The organism is Dactylosporangium sp. CA-052675, assembly GCF_050947935.1.
Classification (GTDB): domain Bacteria; phylum Actinomycetota; class Actinomycetes; order Mycobacteriales; family Micromonosporaceae; genus Dactylosporangium.
The window spans coordinates 7,566,645-7,586,158 of the sequence record NZ_CP192010.1; the positions used below are offsets into that span (position 1 = coordinate 7,566,645).

General features: G+C 74.2%; 19 protein-coding genes. 11 read left to right on the forward strand and 8 right to left on the reverse strand.

Annotated elements, in window-relative coordinates; all coding sequences use genetic code 11:
* Positions 1-10 precede the first annotated feature (10 nt).
* The 6 genes from ACQP1P_RS33750 to ACQP1P_RS33775 are packed head-to-tail and all read right to left on the reverse strand — an operon-like array spanning position 11 to position 5,326.
* Positions 11-1,465, reverse strand: a complete 1,455-nt coding sequence (locus tag ACQP1P_RS33750) for a xylulokinase (RefSeq protein ID WP_433077149.1) — start codon at positions 1,463-1,465, stop codon at positions 11-13.
* Complete coding sequence (locus tag ACQP1P_RS33755) at positions 1,462-2,331, reverse strand: SIS domain-containing protein (protein WP_433077151.1); 870 nt, start codon at positions 2,329-2,331, stop codon at positions 1,462-1,464. The genes ACQP1P_RS33750 and ACQP1P_RS33755 overlap by 4 nt, the downstream gene beginning before the upstream one ends.
* The gene (locus ACQP1P_RS33760; protein ID WP_433077153.1) at positions 2,328-3,122 is read right to left on the reverse strand and encodes an MBL fold metallo-hydrolase; all 795 of its coding nucleotides are present in this window, start codon (positions 3,120-3,122) and stop codon (positions 2,328-2,330) included. The genes ACQP1P_RS33755 and ACQP1P_RS33760 overlap by 4 nt, the downstream gene beginning before the upstream one ends.
* Complete coding sequence (locus ACQP1P_RS33765) at positions 3,119-4,069, reverse strand: hypothetical protein (protein ID WP_433077155.1); 951 nt, start codon at positions 4,067-4,069, stop codon at positions 3,119-3,121. Before ACQP1P_RS33765 ends, ACQP1P_RS33760 begins: the two co-directional genes overlap by 4 nt.
* Positions 4,069-4,752, reverse strand: a complete 684-nt coding sequence (gene deoC, locus ACQP1P_RS33770; protein ID WP_433077157.1) for a deoxyribose-phosphate aldolase — start codon at positions 4,750-4,752, stop codon at positions 4,069-4,071. Before deoC ends, ACQP1P_RS33765 begins: the two co-directional genes overlap by 1 nt.
* On the reverse strand, positions 4,739-5,326 hold the full coding sequence (locus ACQP1P_RS33775; protein ID WP_433077159.1) for a glucose-6-phosphate isomerase family protein: 588 nt from the start codon (positions 5,324-5,326) through the stop codon (positions 4,739-4,741). Before ACQP1P_RS33775 ends, deoC begins: the two co-directional genes overlap by 14 nt.
* Before the next feature lie 265 nt (positions 5,327-5,591).
* Between ACQP1P_RS33775 and ACQP1P_RS33780 the strand changes: the two genes are divergently transcribed.
* The 8 genes from ACQP1P_RS33780 to eda are packed head-to-tail and all read left to right on the forward strand — an operon-like array spanning position 5,592 to position 13,957.
* Positions 5,592-6,371: a DeoR/GlpR family DNA-binding transcription regulator gene (locus ACQP1P_RS33780; protein ID WP_433077161.1), complete on the forward strand. Its 780-nt coding sequence runs from the start codon at positions 5,592-5,594 to the stop codon at positions 6,369-6,371.
* A 37-nt stretch (positions 6,372-6,408) separates the two neighbouring features.
* Positions 6,409-7,473: a sugar ABC transporter substrate-binding protein gene (locus ACQP1P_RS33785; protein WP_433077163.1), complete on the forward strand. Its 1,065-nt coding sequence runs from the start codon at positions 6,409-6,411 to the stop codon at positions 7,471-7,473.
* A gap of 40 nt (positions 7,474-7,513) precedes the next feature.
* A complete protein-coding gene (locus tag ACQP1P_RS33790) occupies positions 7,514-9,055 on the forward strand; it encodes a sugar ABC transporter ATP-binding protein (RefSeq protein ID WP_433077165.1) in 1,542 nt (513 codons plus the stop codon).
* Between the two features lie 2 nt (positions 9,056-9,057).
* Positions 9,058-10,098, forward strand: a complete 1,041-nt coding sequence (locus tag ACQP1P_RS33795) for an ABC transporter permease (RefSeq protein ID WP_433077167.1) — start codon at positions 9,058-9,060, stop codon at positions 10,096-10,098.
* 16 nt (positions 10,099-10,114) lie between these two features.
* Entirely contained in the window at positions 10,115-11,101 is a 987-nt protein-coding gene (locus ACQP1P_RS33800) for a sugar phosphate isomerase/epimerase family protein (protein WP_433077169.1), read from the forward strand.
* Positions 11,101-12,063 (forward strand): 1-phosphofructokinase family hexose kinase, encoded by a 963-nt coding sequence (locus ACQP1P_RS33805; protein WP_433077171.1) that lies wholly within the window; start codon positions 11,101-11,103, stop codon positions 12,061-12,063. The genes ACQP1P_RS33800 and ACQP1P_RS33805 overlap by 1 nt, the downstream gene beginning before the upstream one ends.
* Positions 12,060-13,340: an FGGY-family carbohydrate kinase gene (locus ACQP1P_RS33810; protein WP_433077173.1), complete on the forward strand. Its 1,281-nt coding sequence runs from the start codon at positions 12,060-12,062 to the stop codon at positions 13,338-13,340. Before ACQP1P_RS33805 ends, ACQP1P_RS33810 begins: the two co-directional genes overlap by 4 nt.
* Positions 13,337-13,957, forward strand: coding sequence for a bifunctional 4-hydroxy-2-oxoglutarate aldolase/2-dehydro-3-deoxy-phosphogluconate aldolase (gene eda / locus ACQP1P_RS33815; RefSeq protein WP_433077175.1), 621 nt, complete (start codon positions 13,337-13,339; stop codon positions 13,955-13,957). Before ACQP1P_RS33810 ends, eda begins: the two co-directional genes overlap by 4 nt.
* A gap of 335 nt (positions 13,958-14,292) precedes the next feature.
* On the opposite strand, the gene ACQP1P_RS33820 is transcribed toward eda, so the two are convergent.
* Positions 14,293-14,784, reverse strand: coding sequence for a quercetin 2,3-dioxygenase (locus ACQP1P_RS33820; protein ID WP_433077177.1), 492 nt, complete (start codon positions 14,782-14,784; stop codon positions 14,293-14,295).
* Positions 14,785-14,844: 60 nt separating this feature from the next.
* On the opposite strand from ACQP1P_RS33820, the gene ACQP1P_RS33825 reads away from it, so the two are divergent.
* From ACQP1P_RS33825 to ACQP1P_RS33835, 3 genes are all read left to right on the forward strand, one after another.
* A complete protein-coding gene (locus ACQP1P_RS33825; RefSeq protein ID WP_433077179.1) occupies positions 14,845-15,531 on the forward strand; it encodes a TetR/AcrR family transcriptional regulator in 687 nt (228 codons plus the stop codon).
* A gap of 38 nt (positions 15,532-15,569) precedes the next feature.
* Positions 15,570-17,228 carry a protein kinase domain-containing protein gene (locus ACQP1P_RS33830; protein WP_433077181.1) on the forward strand — a complete coding sequence of 553 codons (1,659 nt, stop codon included), beginning with the start codon at positions 15,570-15,572 and terminating at the stop codon, positions 17,226-17,228.
* 74 nt (positions 17,229-17,302) lie between these two features.
* Positions 17,303-18,298 (forward strand): hypothetical protein, encoded by a 996-nt coding sequence (locus ACQP1P_RS33835; RefSeq protein ID WP_433077183.1) that lies wholly within the window; start codon positions 17,303-17,305, stop codon positions 18,296-18,298.
* A 25-nt stretch (positions 18,299-18,323) separates the two neighbouring features.
* Here ACQP1P_RS33835 and ACQP1P_RS33840 read toward each other — a convergent pair whose 3' ends face one another.
* Positions 18,324-19,475, reverse strand: a complete 1,152-nt coding sequence (locus ACQP1P_RS33840) for an RCC1 domain-containing protein (protein WP_433077185.1) — start codon at positions 19,473-19,475, stop codon at positions 18,324-18,326.
* Between the last annotated feature and the right edge of the window lie 39 nt (positions 19,476-19,514).

Here is a 19,514-nt window from a genome sequence, read left to right on the forward strand (position 1 = left end):
TCCAAGAGCGTTATGTGACTTCGGACTGGGCTCGCACGGCCGCTCGGGCGGCGTGGAAGCGGGCCCGGGCAAGGGCGTAGCCGGCGCCGGCGGGCGACACCGTCTCCGCGCCGGATCCGTTGGTGTGCAAGGGTTCGGTGGAATCCCAGGCGCCGATGCCGAGCCAGCCCAGGGCCGCCGCGCCGAGCGCCGCGCAGTGCTGGGCGTCGGCGGGGCGGGTGACGGGCCGGTCGAGCAGGTCGGCGAGGACCTGGAGCATGAGGGTGCCGCGGGCCCCGCCGCCGACCGCGGTGATCGGCTCCCGGGACTGCCCGGGCAGCATGGTGGCGGCGGCGTCGGCGAGGCTGAAGCCGATGCCCTCCACCACCGCGCGCGCGAGGTGGCCGTGGGTGTGGCCGAGGTCGAGGCCGAGGAACGCGCCGCGCACGGCGGGGCCGCCTTCCGCGACGGTACCGCCGGCGAGCGTCGGCACGCAGGTGAGCCCGCCGGCGCCGGCCGGGATGGCGGCCGCCTCGGCCAGCAGCGCGTCGAGGTCGCCGTCGCGCCCGAGCAGGCCGGCCAGCCAGGTGAGGCTGCTGCCGCCGCCGAAGGTGGACAGGGCCGACACGTAGAAGCCCGGCAGCACGTGGTCGAAGACGAACGGGCGCCGCACGTCGTCGAGGACCGGCTCGGCCCCGGCGACGGTGACCCAGTTGGACGAGCCGAGCGACAGGTACGCGGCGCCGGGGCGGTCCAGGCCGGCGCCCAGGGCCATGCAGGAGTTGTCGACGCCGCCGGCCACGACGGGGACGCCGGCCGGGATGCCGGTCCGCGCCGCCGCGTCCGCGGTGACCTCGCCGATGACCGCGCTCGACGCGACGATGCGGGGCCACCACCGCGCGGGCACGCCGAGGGTCTCGAACACGTCCGGCCGCAGGGTGCGGGTGAGCAGGTCGTAGGCGCCCGAGCCGGAGGCGTAGCTGGGATCCGTCGCCTCGACGCCGGTGAGCCGGGCGTTGATCCAGTCCTTGCTGCCGAGGATGCGGGCGACCCGGGGCTCCCCGCGCAGCCCGGCCGCCTTGAACACGGTGTACATGCCGGCCGGGAAGCCGTTGCCGGTGGAGGTGTACCAGTCGCGCTCGGGGATGCGCCGGAACGCCTGCCGCGCGGCCTCGCTCCCCCGCACGTCCGACCAGATCGGAACGGACTCGAGCAGCAGCGCGCCGCCGGCGTCGACCGGCACCATCGCCAGGCTGTGCCCGGACAGCGCGACGGCGCGGACCCGGTGCTCGCCCAGCGGCAGCTCGCGGGTCGCCGCGGCGAGGGCGTCCCACCAGTCCGCGGGGCGCTGCTCGTGCCGGCCCGGGGCCGGGTAGGCGGTCGGGTAGGCGACGAACGCGGTGGCGCGCACGCGCGCGGCGGCGTCGACGAGCGCGGCCTTGCAGCCGCCGGTGCCCAGGTCGAAGGCGAGGACGACGTCGCTCATGCGCGCGGCATCCCCGATCGCATCCGGGACAGCCGCGACTTCATGGTGCGGATGTCCTCCAGGGCCGACTCCTCGCGGCGCAGCAGCACCATGGTGGCCAGCGTGTCGACGACCACGAGCTGGGCCAGGCGCGAGATGGTCGGCGTGTAGACGTCGGTGTTGTCCAGCGACTCGACCACGAGCGCGATGCTGGACAGCTCGGCCAGCGGGGACGGGCCGCCGGTGATGCCGATGACGGTGGCGCCCCGCTCCCGGGCGACGCGCACGGTGTCGAGGATGGACACGGTGCGCCCGGTGTTGGAGATGGCCACGAACGCGGTGCCGGGCCGGCTGGTCGAGGCGGCCAGGAACTGCTGGTGCGTGTCGATCGGGGCCGAGCACGGCACGCCGAAGAGCGGGAACTTCTGCTCGGCGTCCATGGCCACGATCCCGGACGCGCCGAGCCCGATGAACACGATGTGCGAGCAGGACGCGAGGGTGTCCACGGCCCGCGCGATCGCGTCGAGGTCGAGGTGGCGGCGCACGTGGTCGAGCGAGGTGATGGAGAAGTCGAAGATCTTGCCGACCGTGGTGGCGGTGTCGTCCTGCGCCTCGATGACCGACTGGGTCGCGGGCACGCCGAGCGCGACGCTCTGCGCGAGCTGGATGCGGAAGTCGTGGAACCCGTCGCAGCCGATCGCGTTGGCGAAGCGCACGATCGTGGGCTGGCTGACCTCGGCCAGCTCGGCCAGCTCGGCCAGGGTCATCGGCACCACGCGGCGCGGGTCGGCCAGCACGACGTCGGCGACCTTGCGCTCGGAGCGGCGCAGCTGGTCGAGGCTGCGGCTGATGCGTTCGAGCACGGGTCCGGCCATGGCGACGCTCATCGGCGGCCTCGCAGGATCATCGTCTCGCCGTGCGACGGGATCTGGACGGTGACGCCGAGGCGATCGGCGAGGCCGAGGTCGAACCCGGCCGGGTCGGCGGTGTTGAAAGCGAACATGCCCCAATGATGTGGGACGAGGGTGGCGATCCCGGCGGCGGCGCACAACCGGACGGCCTCGTCGAAGGTGAAGTTGCCCGGCACACCGTTGTCGCGGCGGTAGGCGTCGCGGCCGTTGACCGGCAGCAGCGCCACGTCGATCGCCATCCGGGCGAGCCACTCGGGCAGCCCGGCCCAGGGGGCGCAGTCGCCGGAGTGGTAGACGCGGGTGCCGGCGGCGTCGATGACGTAGCCGAGGTACCGGTCGTCGCCGTGCTCGTCGAAGGCGCGCTCCTCGTGCGCGGAGGGCACCGCGCTGAGGGTGAACGGGCCGAACCCGGCGGTCTCCCCGGCGCGCAGCGGGTCGACCCGGGACGCGGGCGCGCCGCTGCGGCGCAGGGCCTCGCCGGCGACGGCGCGCGGGCAGACCAGGCGGGTGCCGGGCTGGGCGGCCAGCAGCGGCGCGAGGGTGCCCGGGTCCATGTGGTCGGTGTGGGCGTGGGTGCAGGCGACGGCGACGAGCGGCGGCAGCTCCCGCGGGGCGAGCGGGGCCGGGCGCAGGCGGGTGTGCGGGAACAGGCGGCCCGCGTACTTCTCGGCCAGGGAGTCGGAGAGGTACGGGTCCACGGCGAGGTTCGCCGCCCCCGCGGTGAGCACGAATCCCGCCTGGCCGAGCCAGCGCGCCGACAGGGTCATCGGACGGCCTGGGCGGCGTCGTAGAGCCGGTCGAACGCCGGGCCCTCCGTCGGCAGGTTCAGGTCGAACACGGCGTCGATGGCGCGCGTCCAGCCGTGCACGAAGTACCGCCACCCGTCCTCGACGGTGAGCGCGTCGGCGGCCGCGCGGGCCCGCGCCTGGCGCAGGAACCCGAGCTCGCCGCGGTAGTTGAACTCCCACACGGCCCCGCCGCGCGGGAACACGGCGGCGTCGCTGAGCGGGGAGCCCGGGCGGTCCTTGCCCATGCCCGTCGCGTTGACCACGAGCGCGCCGGGGCCGAGTCCGGCCAGCAGCGCGTCGTGGGTGTCGCCGCGGGCCAGCAGCCGGGTCTGCCACGCGATGCCCGGGTCGCCGCCGGCGGTCGCCTTCGCGATGGCGGCCAGGCGCTCGTCGGCGATGTCGGTGACGACGACCCGGGCCGGGGCGTCGGCGCCCGCGCGGTGCGCGAAGTAGTCGCACAGCGCGAGGGCGGCCCCGCCCGCGCCCATCACCAGCACGTCGCGCCCGGCGAGCACGGGGACGATCGCGTGCAGCGACAGCTCGCTGGTGATGGTGTCCAGCGCCAGCCCGTCGATGACGCCGTCGCCGGCGACGAGCGCGCTGACCTCGTGCAGCCGCGCGGCGTCGCCGTTGACACCGCGCAGCTGGTCCCGGGTGGCGGCGTAGAGGTCGAGCTTGTGGGTGGTGACCAGGGCGCCGCGGGACAGCGGGTCGTCGCGCAGGTGGGCGACGACCGCGCGGTAGTCGGCGGCCGGCGCGGCGACGGGGATGTCGATGCCGGTCAGCTCGACGCCGTCGAGGCCGAGCAGCGGGCGCCAGGCGGCGAAGACGCGGTGGATGGCGGAGGAGCCGGTCGTGACGCCGATGAAGTACATGGTCGGCGCGGTCGCGGGGGTCAGGGCCGACGGCGTGAGCACGGCGGGCATCAGGCGCCCGCCTCGGCCACGAGCTGGACGGCGACGGCGGTGTTGATGCCGAAGCGGGTGGCGCCGGCGGCCATGAGCGCGCGGATCTGGTCCAGGGAGCGCACGCCGCCCGAGGCCTTGATCTCGCGGCCGGGGCCCGCGACCGCGCGGATGAGCTCGACGTGCCGCGGCGTGGTGGCCACGCCCTGCCAGCCGGTGCCGGTCTTGAGCGAGGCGGCGCCGGCGTCGACGGCGGCCCGGGCGGCGGCGCGCACCTGCTCCTCGTCGAGCAGGCCGACCTCGAGGATCACCTTGACCGGGACGGCGCCGGCGACGGCCGCCAGGACCGCCGCGACGTCCTCGGCGGCCGCCGCCAGCTCGCCGGAGCGGACCCGCCCGATGTTCATCACGACGTCCATCTCCTGCACGCCGTGCTCGAGCAGCCACCGGGCCTCGGCGACCTTGACCGCGGTCGCCGAGCCGCCGGAGGGGAAGCCCACGGGCGAGCCGGCGTTGGTGGTCGAGCCCTCCAGCAGCGGGCGCAGCACCGGCAGCCAGGACGGCAGCACGTGCGCGGCCACGAAGTCGCCCTCGAGGGCGTGCCGGGCCAGGGCCTCCACGTCGGCGCGGCCGTGCTGGGCCTGCACCGCGCTGATGTCGACCATGCGGGCGAGCGCGCGGCCGGTCAGGTCATCGAGCGACATAGTTCGGGTTCTCCTCCAGGCGCCAGGGCTCGGCCCCGGTTCCGCCGACGGCCAGGTGCCGCATGCCGCCGGCGCGCGCGATGATGCCGTAGTCCTGCCCGGCGTCGGCCGGGTAGCAGAACACGGTCACCAGGTCGGTGTCGCCGACGTTCACGCTGCGGTGGATGTGCACCGGCGGGACGTAGGCGATGACGCCCGGGCGCAGCTCGGTGACGACGGTCTGCCCGTCGAGCGTCTCCATCAGCATGAGGCCGTGCCCGGCCAGGCAGTGGTAGATCTCGGCGCGGTCGTGCTTGGCGTGGATGTGGCCGCGGGTCATGTGGAACTCGTCGCCGACCCTGCCGGGCGAGAGCGTCGAGATGCCGGTGATGAGGTCGCCGGCCGCGTCGGACGGGCGGAACTCGTCCACGTGGTAGATGACCCGGTCGGCCTCCTGGGCCAGGCGGGCGGCGAACGCCCCGGCGTCGGCGAAGAGGCCGTCGAGGTCGGCCAGCCTCTTCTCGTACCGCCCCGTGCGGTTCGTCAGCCCCGCGGGCGTGACGACCAGCTCGGGGCCGCTCAGCGGTTCGATCACCGTGCTCCTCCGTCGTGCTGTGGTCCCATCGTTTGTAGCAAACTTACAAGAACCTGTCACGCCCCCATTGCGTTCCTGTAGCGAACTTCCCGAATTTGAAGCGGATGCCTGGCGATTAAGCGGCCAAATCGGGCGCAAATGCCAGGTGACTCGACACTCGTCCGTAACGATCAGCAAATCCTCCGTTGACAACTTCCGACCCGGATGTAGTGTGGCTCCACAAGTCGCGTGGAAGTCCACATCAGCGGTGGGGGTGACAGCACACATGCAGGCCAGTGATCGGCCCAGTGACCGGCGTCGCGAGATCGTCGAGCTCGTCCGCATCGGCGGACGCGTGCAGGCAGCCGAGCTGTCGGCCCGCTTCTCGGTCAACGCCGAGACCATCCGCCGCGACCTGTCGGCCCTGGAGGCCGCGGGCGAGCTGGATCGGGTGCACGGCGGCGCCGTGGCCCGCGGCACGCTCACGGTCGAGGGGCGCGTCTCCAGCCGCATGGCCGAACGGCGCGAGGAGAAGCTGGCCATCGCCCGGGCCGCGGCCGCGGAGATCCCGCCCTTCGGGGCCATCTTCATCGAGGCCGGCTCGACCACGGGCCACCTCGCCGACCTGCTGCCGGACCGTGGCGACCTGCTGATCGTCACCAACGCCCTGCAGATCGCGCTGGCCCTGACCGACCTCGGGCACTCCACGGTCATGACCATCGGCGGCCGGGTCCGCCCGGCCAGCTACGCCGAGGTCGACACCTGGGCCCTGGAGCGCCTCGCCGCGCTCCGCTTCGACGTCGCGTTCGTCGGCGCCAACGCCGTCGACCTGGCGTGGGGGCTCTCGACGATGGACCCCGCGGAGGCGGCCGTCAAGGCGGCCATCCTCGCCTCCGCGCAGAAGTCGGTGCTGCTCACCGACCACACCAAGTTCGGCCTTCGGGCCGCCTGCCGCTACGGCTCGGTCAAGGACATCGACCTGGTCGTGACCGACCCCGGTCTCGACCCCGCCGCCGCCGAGGAGATCCGGGCCCTGGGCACCGGGATCCGCCTCGCCGGCGGCTGAAACACCGCACGGCGCACACACCCCCTTGGAGGACCACATGAAGCTACGCACCGGGATCCGGTCGTTCACCCGCGGCACGGCCGTGCTGGTGGCGGTCGCGATGCTCGCCGCCGCCTGCGGGGGCGGCGACGACAAGGCCGCATCCGGCCCGTCCGACCTGATCGACGGCCGCCCCTCGCCGACCGACCAGAAGCCGAGCAGCGAGGTGAAGATCGCGATGATCGGCTTCGCCAACAACCCGTACTGGGTGTCGGTGAAGTCCGGCGCCGACTACGCCAACCGCGTGCTCTCGTCGCGCAACGGCAAGGTCGACTGGATCGTCGCCGGCGACAACATCGACGTGCAGACGGTGTCGAGCGCGATCAAGGGCGCCGACGCGCAGGGGTACAAGGGCATCGGCTTCTTCATCGCCGGCGAGGGCAACTGCGCCGACATCAAGACGCTCTCGGCCAAGGGCAACAAGCTCGGCGCCTACAACACGCTGTTCGACTGCGTCGGCTCGTCGGGCGGCACGGTGAACTACGCGCAGGAGCAGTACAAGGCCGGCCAGGCCGCGGCCAAGGAGATGATCAAGGCGACCGGCGGCAAGGCCGGCAAGGTCGGCATCATCGTCAGCCAGTTCACCGCGCCCGGCTCCGAGCAGCGCCGCAAGGGCTTCGTCGACGGCCTGCAGGGCTCCAGCCTGACCCTCGTCGGGCAGGGCGTGGAGGCCAAGGACTCGGCCTCCAACACCTTCACCGCCGCGCAGAACTACCTGCAGTCCAACACCGACCTGGTCGGCATCTACGCCACCGCCGGCGGCCCGTTCGGCGCCGCGCAGGCCGTGGCCGCGGCCAACAAGCAGAGCAGCGTGAAGGTGATCGGCTTCGACATCACCACCGAGAACATCGAGGCGATCAAGAACGGCTCGATGTACGGCGTGATCGGCCAGGACGCGTTCGGCCAGGGCTACAACGTGGCCATCCAGCTCTACAACGCGGTCGTCACCGGCAAGAACCCGGACCAGGTCACCCAGGAGGCCGAGGCCCCGTTCGTGACCAAGGACAACCTGGCCCAGCACGACCCGTCCGCCGTGCCGCTGGGCACCCCGGGCGCATCCTGACCGGCTCCACTTCGGATTCTCTTCGGAAGTTGTGGCGAGCATGACGAACACTGCGACGCCGGCGGCCCTCGCGGTCGCCGGCCTGGCGAAGTCGTTCGGCCCCGTGCGGGCCCTGCGGGACGTGTCCCTGTCCTTCCCGGCCGGGCAGGTCACGGGACTGCTCGGCGAGAACGGCGCCGGCAAGTCCACCCTCATCCGGCTCTGCTCCGGTGAGATGCGCCCCGACCGCGGGACGCTCACCCTCGCCGGGCAGGACGTGAGCTTCGGTTCGCCGCTGGAGGCGATCGCCGCCGGCGTCGTCGTCGTGCACCAGGAGCCGCTGCTCATCAGCGAGCTCACCATCGCCGACAACCTCTTCCTCTACGACCTCGGCGAGCGGCCCGCCTACGCGGCCGCCCGCCGGGGCGAGAACGTCGCCCGGGCCCGCGAGCTGCTGCGCCGCCTGGACATGACCGGCTACCTGCCGGACCCCTCGACGCTGTGCCGCGACCTGTCCGCCGCCTCCCGGCAGATGGTCGACATCGTGCGGGCCCTCTCCCGCCGGCCGAAGGTGCTCTTCCTCGACGAGCCCAACTCCAGCCTGACCCACGAGGAGTCGGAGCGGCTCTTCAGCGTCGTGCGCCGGCTGCGGGCCGACGGCGTCGCGGTGGTGCTCGTCAGCCACCGCCTCGCCGAGGTGTTCTCCATCGTCGACCACGTCATCGTGCTGCGCGACGGCACGTTCGTCGCGGCCGGCGACCCGGTCGAGATCGACGAGCCGCGGGCCGTGGCGCTGATGGCCGGCGAGCGCAAGCGGGCCGTGGTCGCCCAGACGGTGGCCGAGCGCCGCGAGGCCGTCGCGCACGCCGACGACGCCGAGATCGCCCTGGAGCTGCGCGGGCTGTCCGGCGAGGGCTTCGACGACGTCAGCTTCACCCTGCGCCGCGGCGAGATCCTCGGCATGTCCGGCCTGGTCGGTGCGGGGCGCACCGAGATCGCCGAGGCGGTCATCGGGACGCGGCGCATCACGGCCGGGCGGGTGCTGGTCGGCGGGCGCCCGGTGCGCATCTCCGGCCCCGGCGCGGCCCAGAAGCTCGGCATCGCCTACGTCGCCGAGGAGCGGCGCACCGAGGTCTTCCACGCCCAGACGGTCGGCTACAACCTGACCGTCCGCATCCTGTCGACGCTCGGGCCGCTCGGCTGGGTCTCGGCCCGGCGCACCAACGAGGCGGCGCGCGAGCTGACCCGGCGCTTCGGGGTGAAGACCGCCTCCACGGAGGCCCCGATCACCTCGCTGTCGGGCGGCAACCAGCAGAAGGTCCTGCTGGCCCGGGCCCTGGCCGCGAAGCCGCGGGTGCTGATCCTCGACGAGCCGACCCGGGGCGTCGACGTGGGCACCAAGGCGGAGATCTACGCGACCCTGCGCGAGCTCGCGCACACCGAGGGCCTCGCCGTCTGGTTCGTCTCCTCCGAGCTCGAGGAGGTCGTCGAGCTCGCCGACCGCGTCGTGGTGGTCCGCCAGGGCCGGCTGACCCTCGACGCCCCCAACACCGCAGGACCGCAGCCCATCGTGGCCGCCGCCATGGGATCGACCGAAGGATGATCATGTCTGCCCCCACCGTCACCGCCCCGGCCCCGGAGCGCACCCGCTCCGCGAAGGACGTCGCCCGCGCGGTCCTCAAGCGGCAGGAGACCGGCCTGCTCGGCGTGATCATCCTGCTGGGCTTCGTCGTGAGCCTCATCAACAGCAACTTCCTGCGCGCCGACAACCTCTACAACGTGCTGCAGACCGTCGTCGTGGTCGGCGTCATCGCCGTCGGCCAGACGTTCATCCTCATCGCCAAGGAGATCGACCTGTCGGTGGGCTCGGTGCTGGCGCTGTCGGCGGTGACCGCCGGCTCGGTCTACGGCAGCGGCGCCAACCCGTGGATCGCGATGCTCGCCGGCATCGCCGTCGGCGGGGTCTGCGGCCTGGCCGTCGGCACCGTCGTGGTGCTGGGCCGGGTCAGCTCCTTCATCGTGACGCTGGGCATGCTGTCCATCGCCCGCGGCCTGACCCAGCTCGTCACCGGCGGCCTGCCCCAGTCGATGCCGCCGCAGCTGTCCTTCATCGGCCAGGGCCGGGTGCTCGGCGGCATCCCGGTCAGCGTCATCATCTTCATCGTCCTGGTGATCCTGGGCCAGCTGCTGCTCACCCGCACGATCTTCGGCCTGCGGGTCACCGCGATCGGCGACAACGACGCCGCCGCGCGCACCGGCGGCATCCCGGTCGGGCGCACCCGCATCCTCACGTTCGTGCTCATCGGCGTGCTCGCCGGGCTGGCCGGCATCATCTTCTCCACCCAGGTCGGCGTCGCCGAGGCGCAGGCGGGCACCGGCTACGAGCTCGACGTCATCGCGGCCGCGGTCATCGGCGGCGCGAGCCTCTCCGGCGGGCGCGGCTCCATCATCGGCGCGTTCCTGGGCGCCTGCCTGCTCGGCGTCCTGCGCAACGCGTTCATCCTGCTCGCCCTCTCCCCCTTCCTGCAGCAGCTCAGCATCGGCCTCGTCATCGTCCTGGCCGCGCTGTTCGACCAGGGCCGCCAGGGCAACCTGCGCCACCTCAGCCCGTCCGCGCTGCGCTCCCGCTTCCTCTCCGGTCGCTGAGAAAGGTTCACAAGCCATGAAGCCGCAACCGTTCCGTGTTCATGACCAGCGTGTCGTCAAGGCGTTCGTCGAGGCCCGCCGCGCGCACACCGCCGAGGAGCCCCGCCTGAAGTTCGGCTGGAGCAACTGGGGCTTCGGCACCGAGGAGCTCGGGGTGTCGGCCGAGCGGCTCGCGAAGTACGGCGTGCGGTACATCGAGCTGCACGGCAACCTCTACTCCGAGGACTTCGGCTACAAGCCCGACGAGACCCTCAAGACCCTCGGCGAGCACGGCATCACGGTGTCGGGCATCTGCGGCATGGTCACCCCGGAGCAGGAGTTCGCGCACAACAAGCCGCACGTGCGCGCCCGCGCGGTCGAGTACTTCCGCCGCCAGGCCGCGTTCACCCAGGCCGTCGGCGGCAGCTACCTGCTCTTCGGCGCCGGCTCGGTCGGCCGCCCGGTCGCGTTCGACTCCTACGAGCTCGAGCGCTCCGCGGCCACCATGCGCTACGTCGCCGAGGACTTCGCCCGGGCCGGCATCCGCGGTGCCGTCGAGCCGATCCGGCCCGAGGAGACCAGCGTCGTGCACACCTTCGAGCAGGCGCTGCGGCTGCTCGACCTGGTCGGCCACCCGGCGATCTCGCACATCAACGGCGACACCTACCACATGCTCAGCGGCGAGCTGCACATCGGCGCGACGCTGCTGGACCACGGCCACCGCATGCTCAACCTGCACCTGGCCGACACCAACCGGCGCGCGCTCGGGCACGGCCTGCTCGACCTCGACGTGATCATCATGGCGCTGTACGCGATCGGCTACCAGCGCGGCGACAACTACTGCTCGGCCGAGCCGCTGGGCGCCGGCGGCAACCCGTACGCGGCGATGAACCTGCCGCCGCAGGCCGAGCGCCTCGACGAGCTCGTGCGGGTGACCGCCGAGACCTTCCGGGAGCGCGAGGAGGAGGTCCTGGGGGCCTCCGACGAGGAGTTGTTCGCGCTGTACCAGATCGACGGCGACTAGTGGCCGGGTTCACCCTCCACGTCGTATGCCCCAACCCGGCCCTGGACCGGCTCCAGGTCGTCGAGCGCTTCACCCCGTTCGAGGTCAACCGCGTCGCCGACGTGCGCAGCCTTCCGGGCGGCAAGGGCATGATCGTGTGCCGGGGCGCTCGCCGCCTCGGCGCCACGGTCGCCGCCCACGGCTTCGTCGGCGGCTTCGTCGGCCAGGTCATCCGCCGCGGCTGCGGGGAGCTGGGCGTCGCCGACCGGCACATCGAGATCGGCGGCGAGACCCGCGTCACGCCGGTCGTCATCGAGCGGGCCACCGGGCGCTCGACGGTGCTCAACGAGCGCGGCCCGCAGGTCACCAGCGAGGAGCAGCAGCAGCTCGCCGCGGGCCTGACCGCCGCGATCCGGCTCGGCGACGTGGTCGTGTCCACCGGCAGCCTCCCGCCCGGGTGCGAGCCCGACCTGCACGCGACCGTCGCCCGCCTGGCCCTGCGCCACGGCGCCACGGCGCTGGTCGACGCGCACGGCGACGCCCTCGCGCGGGTCATCGACGACGCGCGGATCAACGGGATCGGCAACGGCACGCTGGTCGTCAAGCCCAACGCGCACGAGCTGGCCGGCATCCTCGGCCGCGACCTGTCCGACCCGGCCGACCTGCTCGCCGCGGTGGACGGCCTGCACCACGAGACCGGCGCGACCTTCGTCGTCACCAACGGCGCGCACGGCGCCGTCTGGGTCGGCGACGGCTCGCGGCTCGTCGCGGACAGCCCGGTCGTCGACACGGTCAACGCCACCGGCTCCGGCGACTCGTTCCTGGCCGGGCTCGCGGTGGCGCTGGGCCGCGGCGAGAAGCCCGCCGCGGCCATGGCCCTCGCGGCGGCCATGGGCGCGGCCAACGCCGCGTCGCTGGCCCCCGACGTGGACCCGGCCCTCGTCGCCGAGCTGCGCGAGCGTGTGACGGTCGGCCCGGCATGAGGTTGTTCCTGGGTGTGGACATCGGCACCACGCGGACGAAGGTGGGCTGCTACGACGCCGCCAACCGGACCCTCGTCGCGCTGTACTGCGCGCCGACCGAGGCCGAGGACGACCAGTGGGGCGGCCGGCGCGACGCCGGGCGGCTCACCGCGGCCGTCTCCGACCTGCTCGCACGGCTCCTCGCCGACCCGGCCGTCCGGCCCGGGGCCGTCGCCGGCATCGCGGTCGGCTCGGTCGGCGAGGAGGTCGTGCTCCTCGACGACGCCGGCGCGGTCACCTCGCCGGTGCCGGCCTGGTTCGCCGGGCACGGCCGCGAGGCCAAGCCGCACGCGGGCCCGGACTGGGCCGGCGTCGACGACACGTTCTCCGTGTTCAAGCTGCTCTGGCTGCGGCGCGCCGGGCTGCTCGGGGCCGCGCGCACGTTCACCTCGCTCGCCGACTTCGTCGCCCGTGACCTGCTCGCGGACCCGGCCGCGCCGGTGTTCCTGAACATCTCGCACGCGTCGCGCACCGGCCTGCTCGACGTGCGGGCCGGCACCCTGGACGAGGGCGCGCTGCCCTCGCTCGGCCTCGGCGGGCTGCGGCTGCCCGTGCTCGCCGGCAGCGCCACCGTCGTCGGGCTCACCTCCGGCGCCGGGGTCCTGCCGGCGGGTGTCCCGGTGGTGACCGGCGGCCACGACCACATGTGCGGCGCGTTCGGCGCCGGTGTGCGCAAGCCCGGCGACGTCTACGTCTCCGCGGGCACCTCGGAGGCGCAGCTAATGCTCGTCGACGCGCTGCCCGAGCGGGTGGACGCCGGGATCGACGTGGGCGTGTTCGTGACGGGTCTGCGGTACGTCCACCGCGCCACCCCGTCCGGCCGCTTCTACCAGGCGTGGCGGCGGATGCTGTACGACGGCCAGCCCGACGACCTCATGTGGTCCGAGGTCGCCGCGGCGCTGGACTCCGTCGCCCCGGCGGACATCGACGCCGACGCGCGCACGGTGCGCCCGCCCGACCTGCCCATGGACGTCACCCGGGGACAGGCCATGGCCGCCCTCCTCAAGGGCCTGGCGGTCGAGGCCGACGCGGTCACCACCCGGCTCGGCGCGCTCGGCGGCACCCGCATCGCGGACGTGACCGTCGCGGGCGTCGCCGCCGGCTGGGAGCCCTGGCGCCGGCTCCGGCAGGACGCCACGAGCCGCCATCTCCACTTCGTCACCGAGCCCGAGGCCACCGTCCTCGGCGTGGCCGCCCTGGCCGAGCTCGGCTGTTCCGGAAGGACATCACCCGCGTGAGCACGTTCCTGGGCGCCAACCGCATCGTCCCCGTCGTCGTGCTGGACGACCCGGCCGCCGCCGGGCCCCTCGCCGACGCCCTGGTCGCCGGCGGCCTGCCGGTCGCCGAGGTCACGTTCCGCACCGGCGCGGCCGCCGAGGCGATCGCCCGCATGAGCCGGCACGGCGGGGTGACGGTCGGGGCCGGCACGGTCACGACTGCCGAGCAGGTCGACGCCGCGGTCACGGCGGGCGCGTCGTTCGTGGTCTCCCCCGGCCTGAGCGCCGCGGTGGTGACCCGGTGCCGGTTCCACGGCGTGCCCGCGCTGCCCGGGGCCACCACGGCCACCGAGATCATGGCGGCGCTCGAGCTCGGCGTCGACGTGGTGAAGTTCTTCCCCGCGGGCACGTCCGGCGGCGCGAAGGCGGTGGCGGCGCTGTCCGCACCGTTCGCGAACGTGCGTTTCGTGCCGACCGGCGGCATCGACGCCTCGAACGCGCTGGACTATCTGCGCCTGCCGTCCGTGCTCGCGGTCGGCGGCAGCTGGATGGTGCCGCGTGCCGCCATCGCGGCCGGCGACTTCGCGGCGGTCACCCGCCTGGCCGCCGACGCGGTGCGCCTGACAGCATCGCTGTGAGCGAGCCCATCGCCCGGCTCCAGGCACCCCCGGATCACGCCGATCCCCGCGGCCGAGCCGTCGAGCCGCGCCGAGCCGTCGAGCCGCGCCGCGGCGTGGGGCGCGCCGCACGCCTACCGCACGGCCTACGTCCTCAGCCGGCGCACCAGCCCGGCCGGGCGCATCCGGACCGGGTGGAGCCGTGACCTGACGGCGGTGATCCTCACGCTCGCCGGGATCAGCGTCGCGCGGATCGCCGCCTGGGCCGCGCCGGCACGGCACCGCCGGCGTCGTCGGCATCGCGCGGGCGGTGGGGGCCGCGCGGCGCTGAGCGGCCACGGCCCTTGCCGGCCGGCTCAGGCGGAGGGCGGAGGACCGAGCAGTTCGATGGCGTGCCGGGCCGCGGCGTGCCCCAGCGCGATCGGGTCGACGGGGCCGGGGTCCGGCAGCCGCCGCTCGCCGGCCGGCTCGCCCGCCTCGCGCGCGAAGTGCTCGAAGCCCGACGGCGTGGTGATCTGCAGCGTGCGCAGCGGCTCCCCGGTCCCGACGATGAACGTGTGCGCCAGCCGCGCCGGCAGCAGGACGAAGTCGCCCGGGCCGGCCTTGAACGCCTCCCCGTCGCACCGGAACTCGGCGGTGCCCGAGAGCACGTAGAACATCTCGTCCTCCTCGAGATGCCGGTGTAGCGGGGGCGCGAAGCCCGGCGGGTTGACGAACTCCACGACGGTGAGCCGGCCGCCGGTCTGCGCCCCGGCGGCCTTGACCGTGACCAGGCTGCCCAGGAACCACAGGGCCTCCCCCTCGCCGTCGCCGCGCACGTAGGGCCGGACCGGGACCGTCTCGCTCATCGCGGGCTCCATTTCACCATACCAACGTCTATTGAATATTGCCCTAGTATGGGCAGCGTCATGAGTGCTGTCAACGACAACAAGCCCCGGCGGCGGTACACCTCCGCGACCCGCAGCGAGGGCGCCCTACGCACGCGGCAGGCGATCGTGGCGACGGCGAGCGCGCTGTTCGCCGAGCACGGCTACGCCGCCACGTCGCTGGCCGGCATCGCGACCGCGGCCGGGGTCGCCCGCCCCACCGTCTTCGCCGCCTTCGGCTCCAAGGGGGCGCTCCTGCGGCAGGTCCTGGACGAGGCCCTGGCCGGCGACGACGCTCCCGTGCCCGTCGCCGAGCGACCGTGGTTCCGGCCGGTGTGGGACGCCGCCACCCCGGCGGCGGTCCTCGACGCGTACGCCGGGGTGTGCCTGCTCATCGCGCGCCGGGCCGCGCCGCTGTTCGAGGCGGTCCGCCGGGCCGCCGACGACGCGCCGGAGGCGGCCGAGCTGTGGCAGACGCTGCTGGACAACCGCCGGGCCGGCGCGCGGATGGTCGTCGCGCACGCCCGCGGCCTCGGCCCGCTCGCGCCCGGACTCGACGAGCAGAGCGCGGTCGACGTGCTGTGGGTCTACAACGATCCCGGGCTCTTCGCGGCCCTGGTGTCGCAGCGCGGCTGGGCCGAGCCGGCCTTCCGGGACTGGCTGGCCGCCGCCATGCGGGCGGCCCTGCTGCCCGATCGTGGCCTTGCGGATCGACCGGCGGCAGGCTAGGAACAGTCAGTCCAGGTACGCCGGCTGAGGGGGCACGGTTGATCGGCGCGGGAACGGTGCTGGCCGAGCGGTACGAGCTCGAGCGGCACATCGCCGGCGGCGGCATGGGCGACGTGTGGGCCGGGCACGACCGGGTGCTCGGGCGCACCGTCGCCGTCAAGCTGCTGCGCGCGCCCTCCGGCGAGCCCGAGTTCGTCGAGCGGTTCCGGGCCGAGGCGCGCACCATGGCGACGATCAGCCATCCCGGCGTCGTGGACGTGTACGACTTCGGCGACGATCCCGCGGCCGGGGTGTACCTCGTCATGCGGTACATCGACGGCGAGTCGCTGGCGCGGACCCTCGAACGCGAGGAGCGGCTCTCCCCCGCGGTCACGATGCGGCTCGTCGCCGAGGCGGCCGAGGCCCTGCACGCGACCCACGAGAAGGGCGTCACGCACCGCGACGTCAAGCCGGGCAACCTGCTCGTCCGGCCCGACGGCAGCACGGTGCTCACCGACTTCGGCATCGCCCGCTCGGCCGCGGCCACCCACCGCACGTCGACCGGGCTGCTGCTCGGCACCGCCTCCTACATCGCCCCCGAGCGCGCCGGCGGCCAGCCCGCGACCGCCCGGTCCGATCTGTATTCGCTGGGCATCGTCGCGTACCTGTGCCTCGCCGGACGGCTGCCGTTCGCGGGCGAGAGCCTGCTGCAGATCGCGCTGCGGCAGGCCAACGACGAGCCGCCGCCGCTGCCCGGCGACGTGCCGCCGGCCGTGCGGGCGGTCGTGCTGCGGGCCCTCGCCAAGGACCCGGCGGAGCGCTGGCCCTCGGGCCAGGCGATGGCCGCCGCGGCCCGGGAGGCGATGGCCCAGGAGCCGGTGGCCGCGGCGGGGAACCGCACCCGCGGCCTGCTCATCGGCGGGGTGGCCGCGGCCGCGGTGGTCGCGGTCGCCGCGGCGGCGGTCCTGCTCGGCGGCGGCGACGACCCGAAGGCGCCCGGCGCGGCGACGGGCGCGTCGGTGCGGGCCGAGGCCGCGGGGCTGGACGGTCTCGGCGGGCTGGGTGCGGGCCCCGCCGCGTCGAGCGCGCCCGCGCCGGCGCGCCCGTCCGGCTCGGTGCCGGTCCTGCCCCCGACGGGCTCGGCGAAGCCGGCGGCGGGAGCACCGGCCGTGCCGTCCGGGCTCCGGGCGACCCCGGTCAGCGCCTCGGCGATCCGGCTGCAGTGGACGGACAACGCGGCCGACGAGACCGGCTACGAGGTCCTCAACGGCGCCGCGACCCGGACGGCGGGCGCCGGCGCGACCTCGCTGACCTGGGACGGGCTGGCGCCGGACACGTACATGTGCTTCAAGGTGCGCGCGGTCAACGCCGCGGGCCCGTCGGCCTGGTTCCCGGTCGCCCAGCAGGACTGGGTGTGCGCGACGAGCCTGGCCGGCACCGGGCCCGCGGCCCCGTCCAACCTGTCCGCGACCGCGGTGGGGCCGACCGGCATCCGGCTGCAGTGGACCGACAACGCCGGCGACGAGACGGGCTTCACCGTCATCAACGGCACCGCGTCGCGCACGACGGGGGCGAATGTGAGCTCGTACACCTGGGACGGCCTGACCCCGGGCACCTACATGTGCTTCAAGGTGCGCGCCTTCAACGCCGCGGGCGTCTCGCCCTACACGCCGGCGGCCCAGGAGAGCTGGGCCTGCACCACGACACCGGCCGCGTGACTCTGAGGAAACTCCGAGCTTGATCCCCCCGTTCGGGCCGGACAGGACATCGGCGCCTGTCTACGGTCTCGATCATGCGTCGTCATGCTCCGGTGTTCGCCCTGTTCTTCCTCAGCCCGCTGGTCGCCGAGTACTTCTCCGGCACCACGCTGCCGATCTTCCTGCTGTTCCTCATCGTGCCGCTCTCGCTGTACTACGGCAGCGGCGCCATCCTCATCCGTGAGGTGGTCCGGCGCACCGGCCGCGGCTGGCCCGCGATCCTGACCCTCGGGCTGGCGTTCGGGGTGCTGGAGGAGGGTGTGCTCACCCAGTCGCTGTTCAACCCGAACTACCTGGCCGAGGACCTGCACCTGCTCGAGCCCGGCTACGTCCCGGCGTTGGGCATGGGGGCGCTGTGGACGGTGTTCGTGCTGGGCGGGCACGTGCTGTGGAGCATCGGCGCCCCGGTCGCGATCGTCGAGGAGGCGACCCGGTCGCGCCGGAGCACGCCGTGGCTCGGCCGGACCGGGCTCGTCGTGGTCTCGGTGCTGTTCGTCCTCGGCTGCGCGATGACGTTCGCGGTCACGAAGGCGGAGGACGCCGGGGCCCCGTTCTCGGCCTCGCCGGCCCAGCTGGGGATCAGTGGCGCGGTCGTGGTCGCGCTGGTCGCCCTCGCGTTGCTGCTGCCGCACGGCGAGCGCCGGCCGCTGGACGGCCCGGCCCCCTCGCCCTGGATCGTGTTCGGCACCACGCTGGTCGCCGGGATCGGGTGGGGGCTGCTCGCCGGCGCGACCTCACTGCCGTCGTGGCCCGCCTCGATCACGATCGCGCTGGCCTGCCTGGCCGTGCTCGCGGTCCTGGTGGCGCGGTGGAGCCGGCTCGGCGGGTGGGGCCGCTGGCACCGCCTGGCGGTGGCGGCGGGAGCGCTCGCGACCTCCGGGTGGCACGCGTTCGCGATGGACTACTCCGAGCCGCCGGTCCTCGACATCGTGGGCCGCACCATCTATCTGCTGGCCGCGGCGGGGATCGTGTGGCTCGCCGCCCGCCGGATCCGCCGGGACGACCCCGCCCCGGAAGGGGCCGCCGCCTGACGGGCGGCGGCGGCCCCGGGGCCGGCTACGGCAGGGTCACCGCGGCCGGGGTCGCGCGCTGGGTCGTGGTGCCGTCGCCCAGCTGGGAGTTCGCGTTGTTGCCCCAGCACCACAGGCTCGCGTCGGTGCGGACGCCGCAGGTGTGGTAGCTCGCCACGAAGGCGGTCGTCCACGTCGTGGCGGTGCCGACGCGGGTCGGGGTGGAGCGGTTCGTCGTGGTGCCGTCGCCGATCTGGGCGGTCATGTTGTTGCCCCAGCACCACAGGCTGCCGTCGGTGCGGGAGCCGCACGTGGTGTCGACCTCGGCGTTGACGCGCGTCCAGGTGTTGACCGAGCCGACCTGCACCGGGGTGCTCTGCAGCGCGCCGGGCGCGCCCAGCTGGCCGTAGCCGTTCTCGCCCCAGCACCACAGGGTCTTGTCGGTGCGGGTGGCGCAGGTGTGCGCGAAGCCGGCCGAGACGCCGCTCCACGTGGTGGCCGTGCCGACCTGGGCCGGCGAGATCGCGTAGGCCACGCTGCCCAGGCCGAGCTGCCCGGACGAGCTGTCACCCCAGCACCACATGGTGCCGTCGGTGCGGGTCGCGCAGCTGTGCGCGTAGCCGGTCGTGACGCTCGCCCAGGTCGTCGCGGTGCCGACCTGCTGCGGGGTGGTCACGGTGTAGACGGAGGAGCCGAGGCCGAGCTGGCCGAGGCGGTTGAAGCCCCAGCACCACAGCGTGCCGTCGGTGCGGGTGGCGCACGTGTGGCTGTCGCCGGCGCTGACCTTCGCCCAGGTGGTGGCGGTGCCGACCTGGACCGGGGTGGTCTTGTTGAGCGTGGTGCCGTCGCCGAGCTGGCCGCGGAAGTTGCGGCCCCAGCACCACAGCGTGCCGTCGGTCTTCACCCCGCACGTGTGGCTGGCGCCGGCGTCGATGGTGGCCCAGTTCGTGGCCGTTCCGACCCGGGTCGGGGTGGCCTTGTCGACGCCGCTGCCGTCGCCGACCTCGCCGCTCCAGTTGCTGCCCCAGCACCACAGCGTCGCGTCGGTGCGAATCGTGCAGGTGTGGGCGTAGCCGGCCGCGACGCTCGCCGCGCCCGCCCCCGCCGCCGCGGCCGGGGCGGACAGCGCACCGACGGCGACGAATACCGCGGCGGCGGACGTCGCCGCCGCCGCAAAGACCCTTCTCAAGTGGCTCATGCGCTGCGACGGTAGGATCGCGCCGCCACGCAGGGCAAC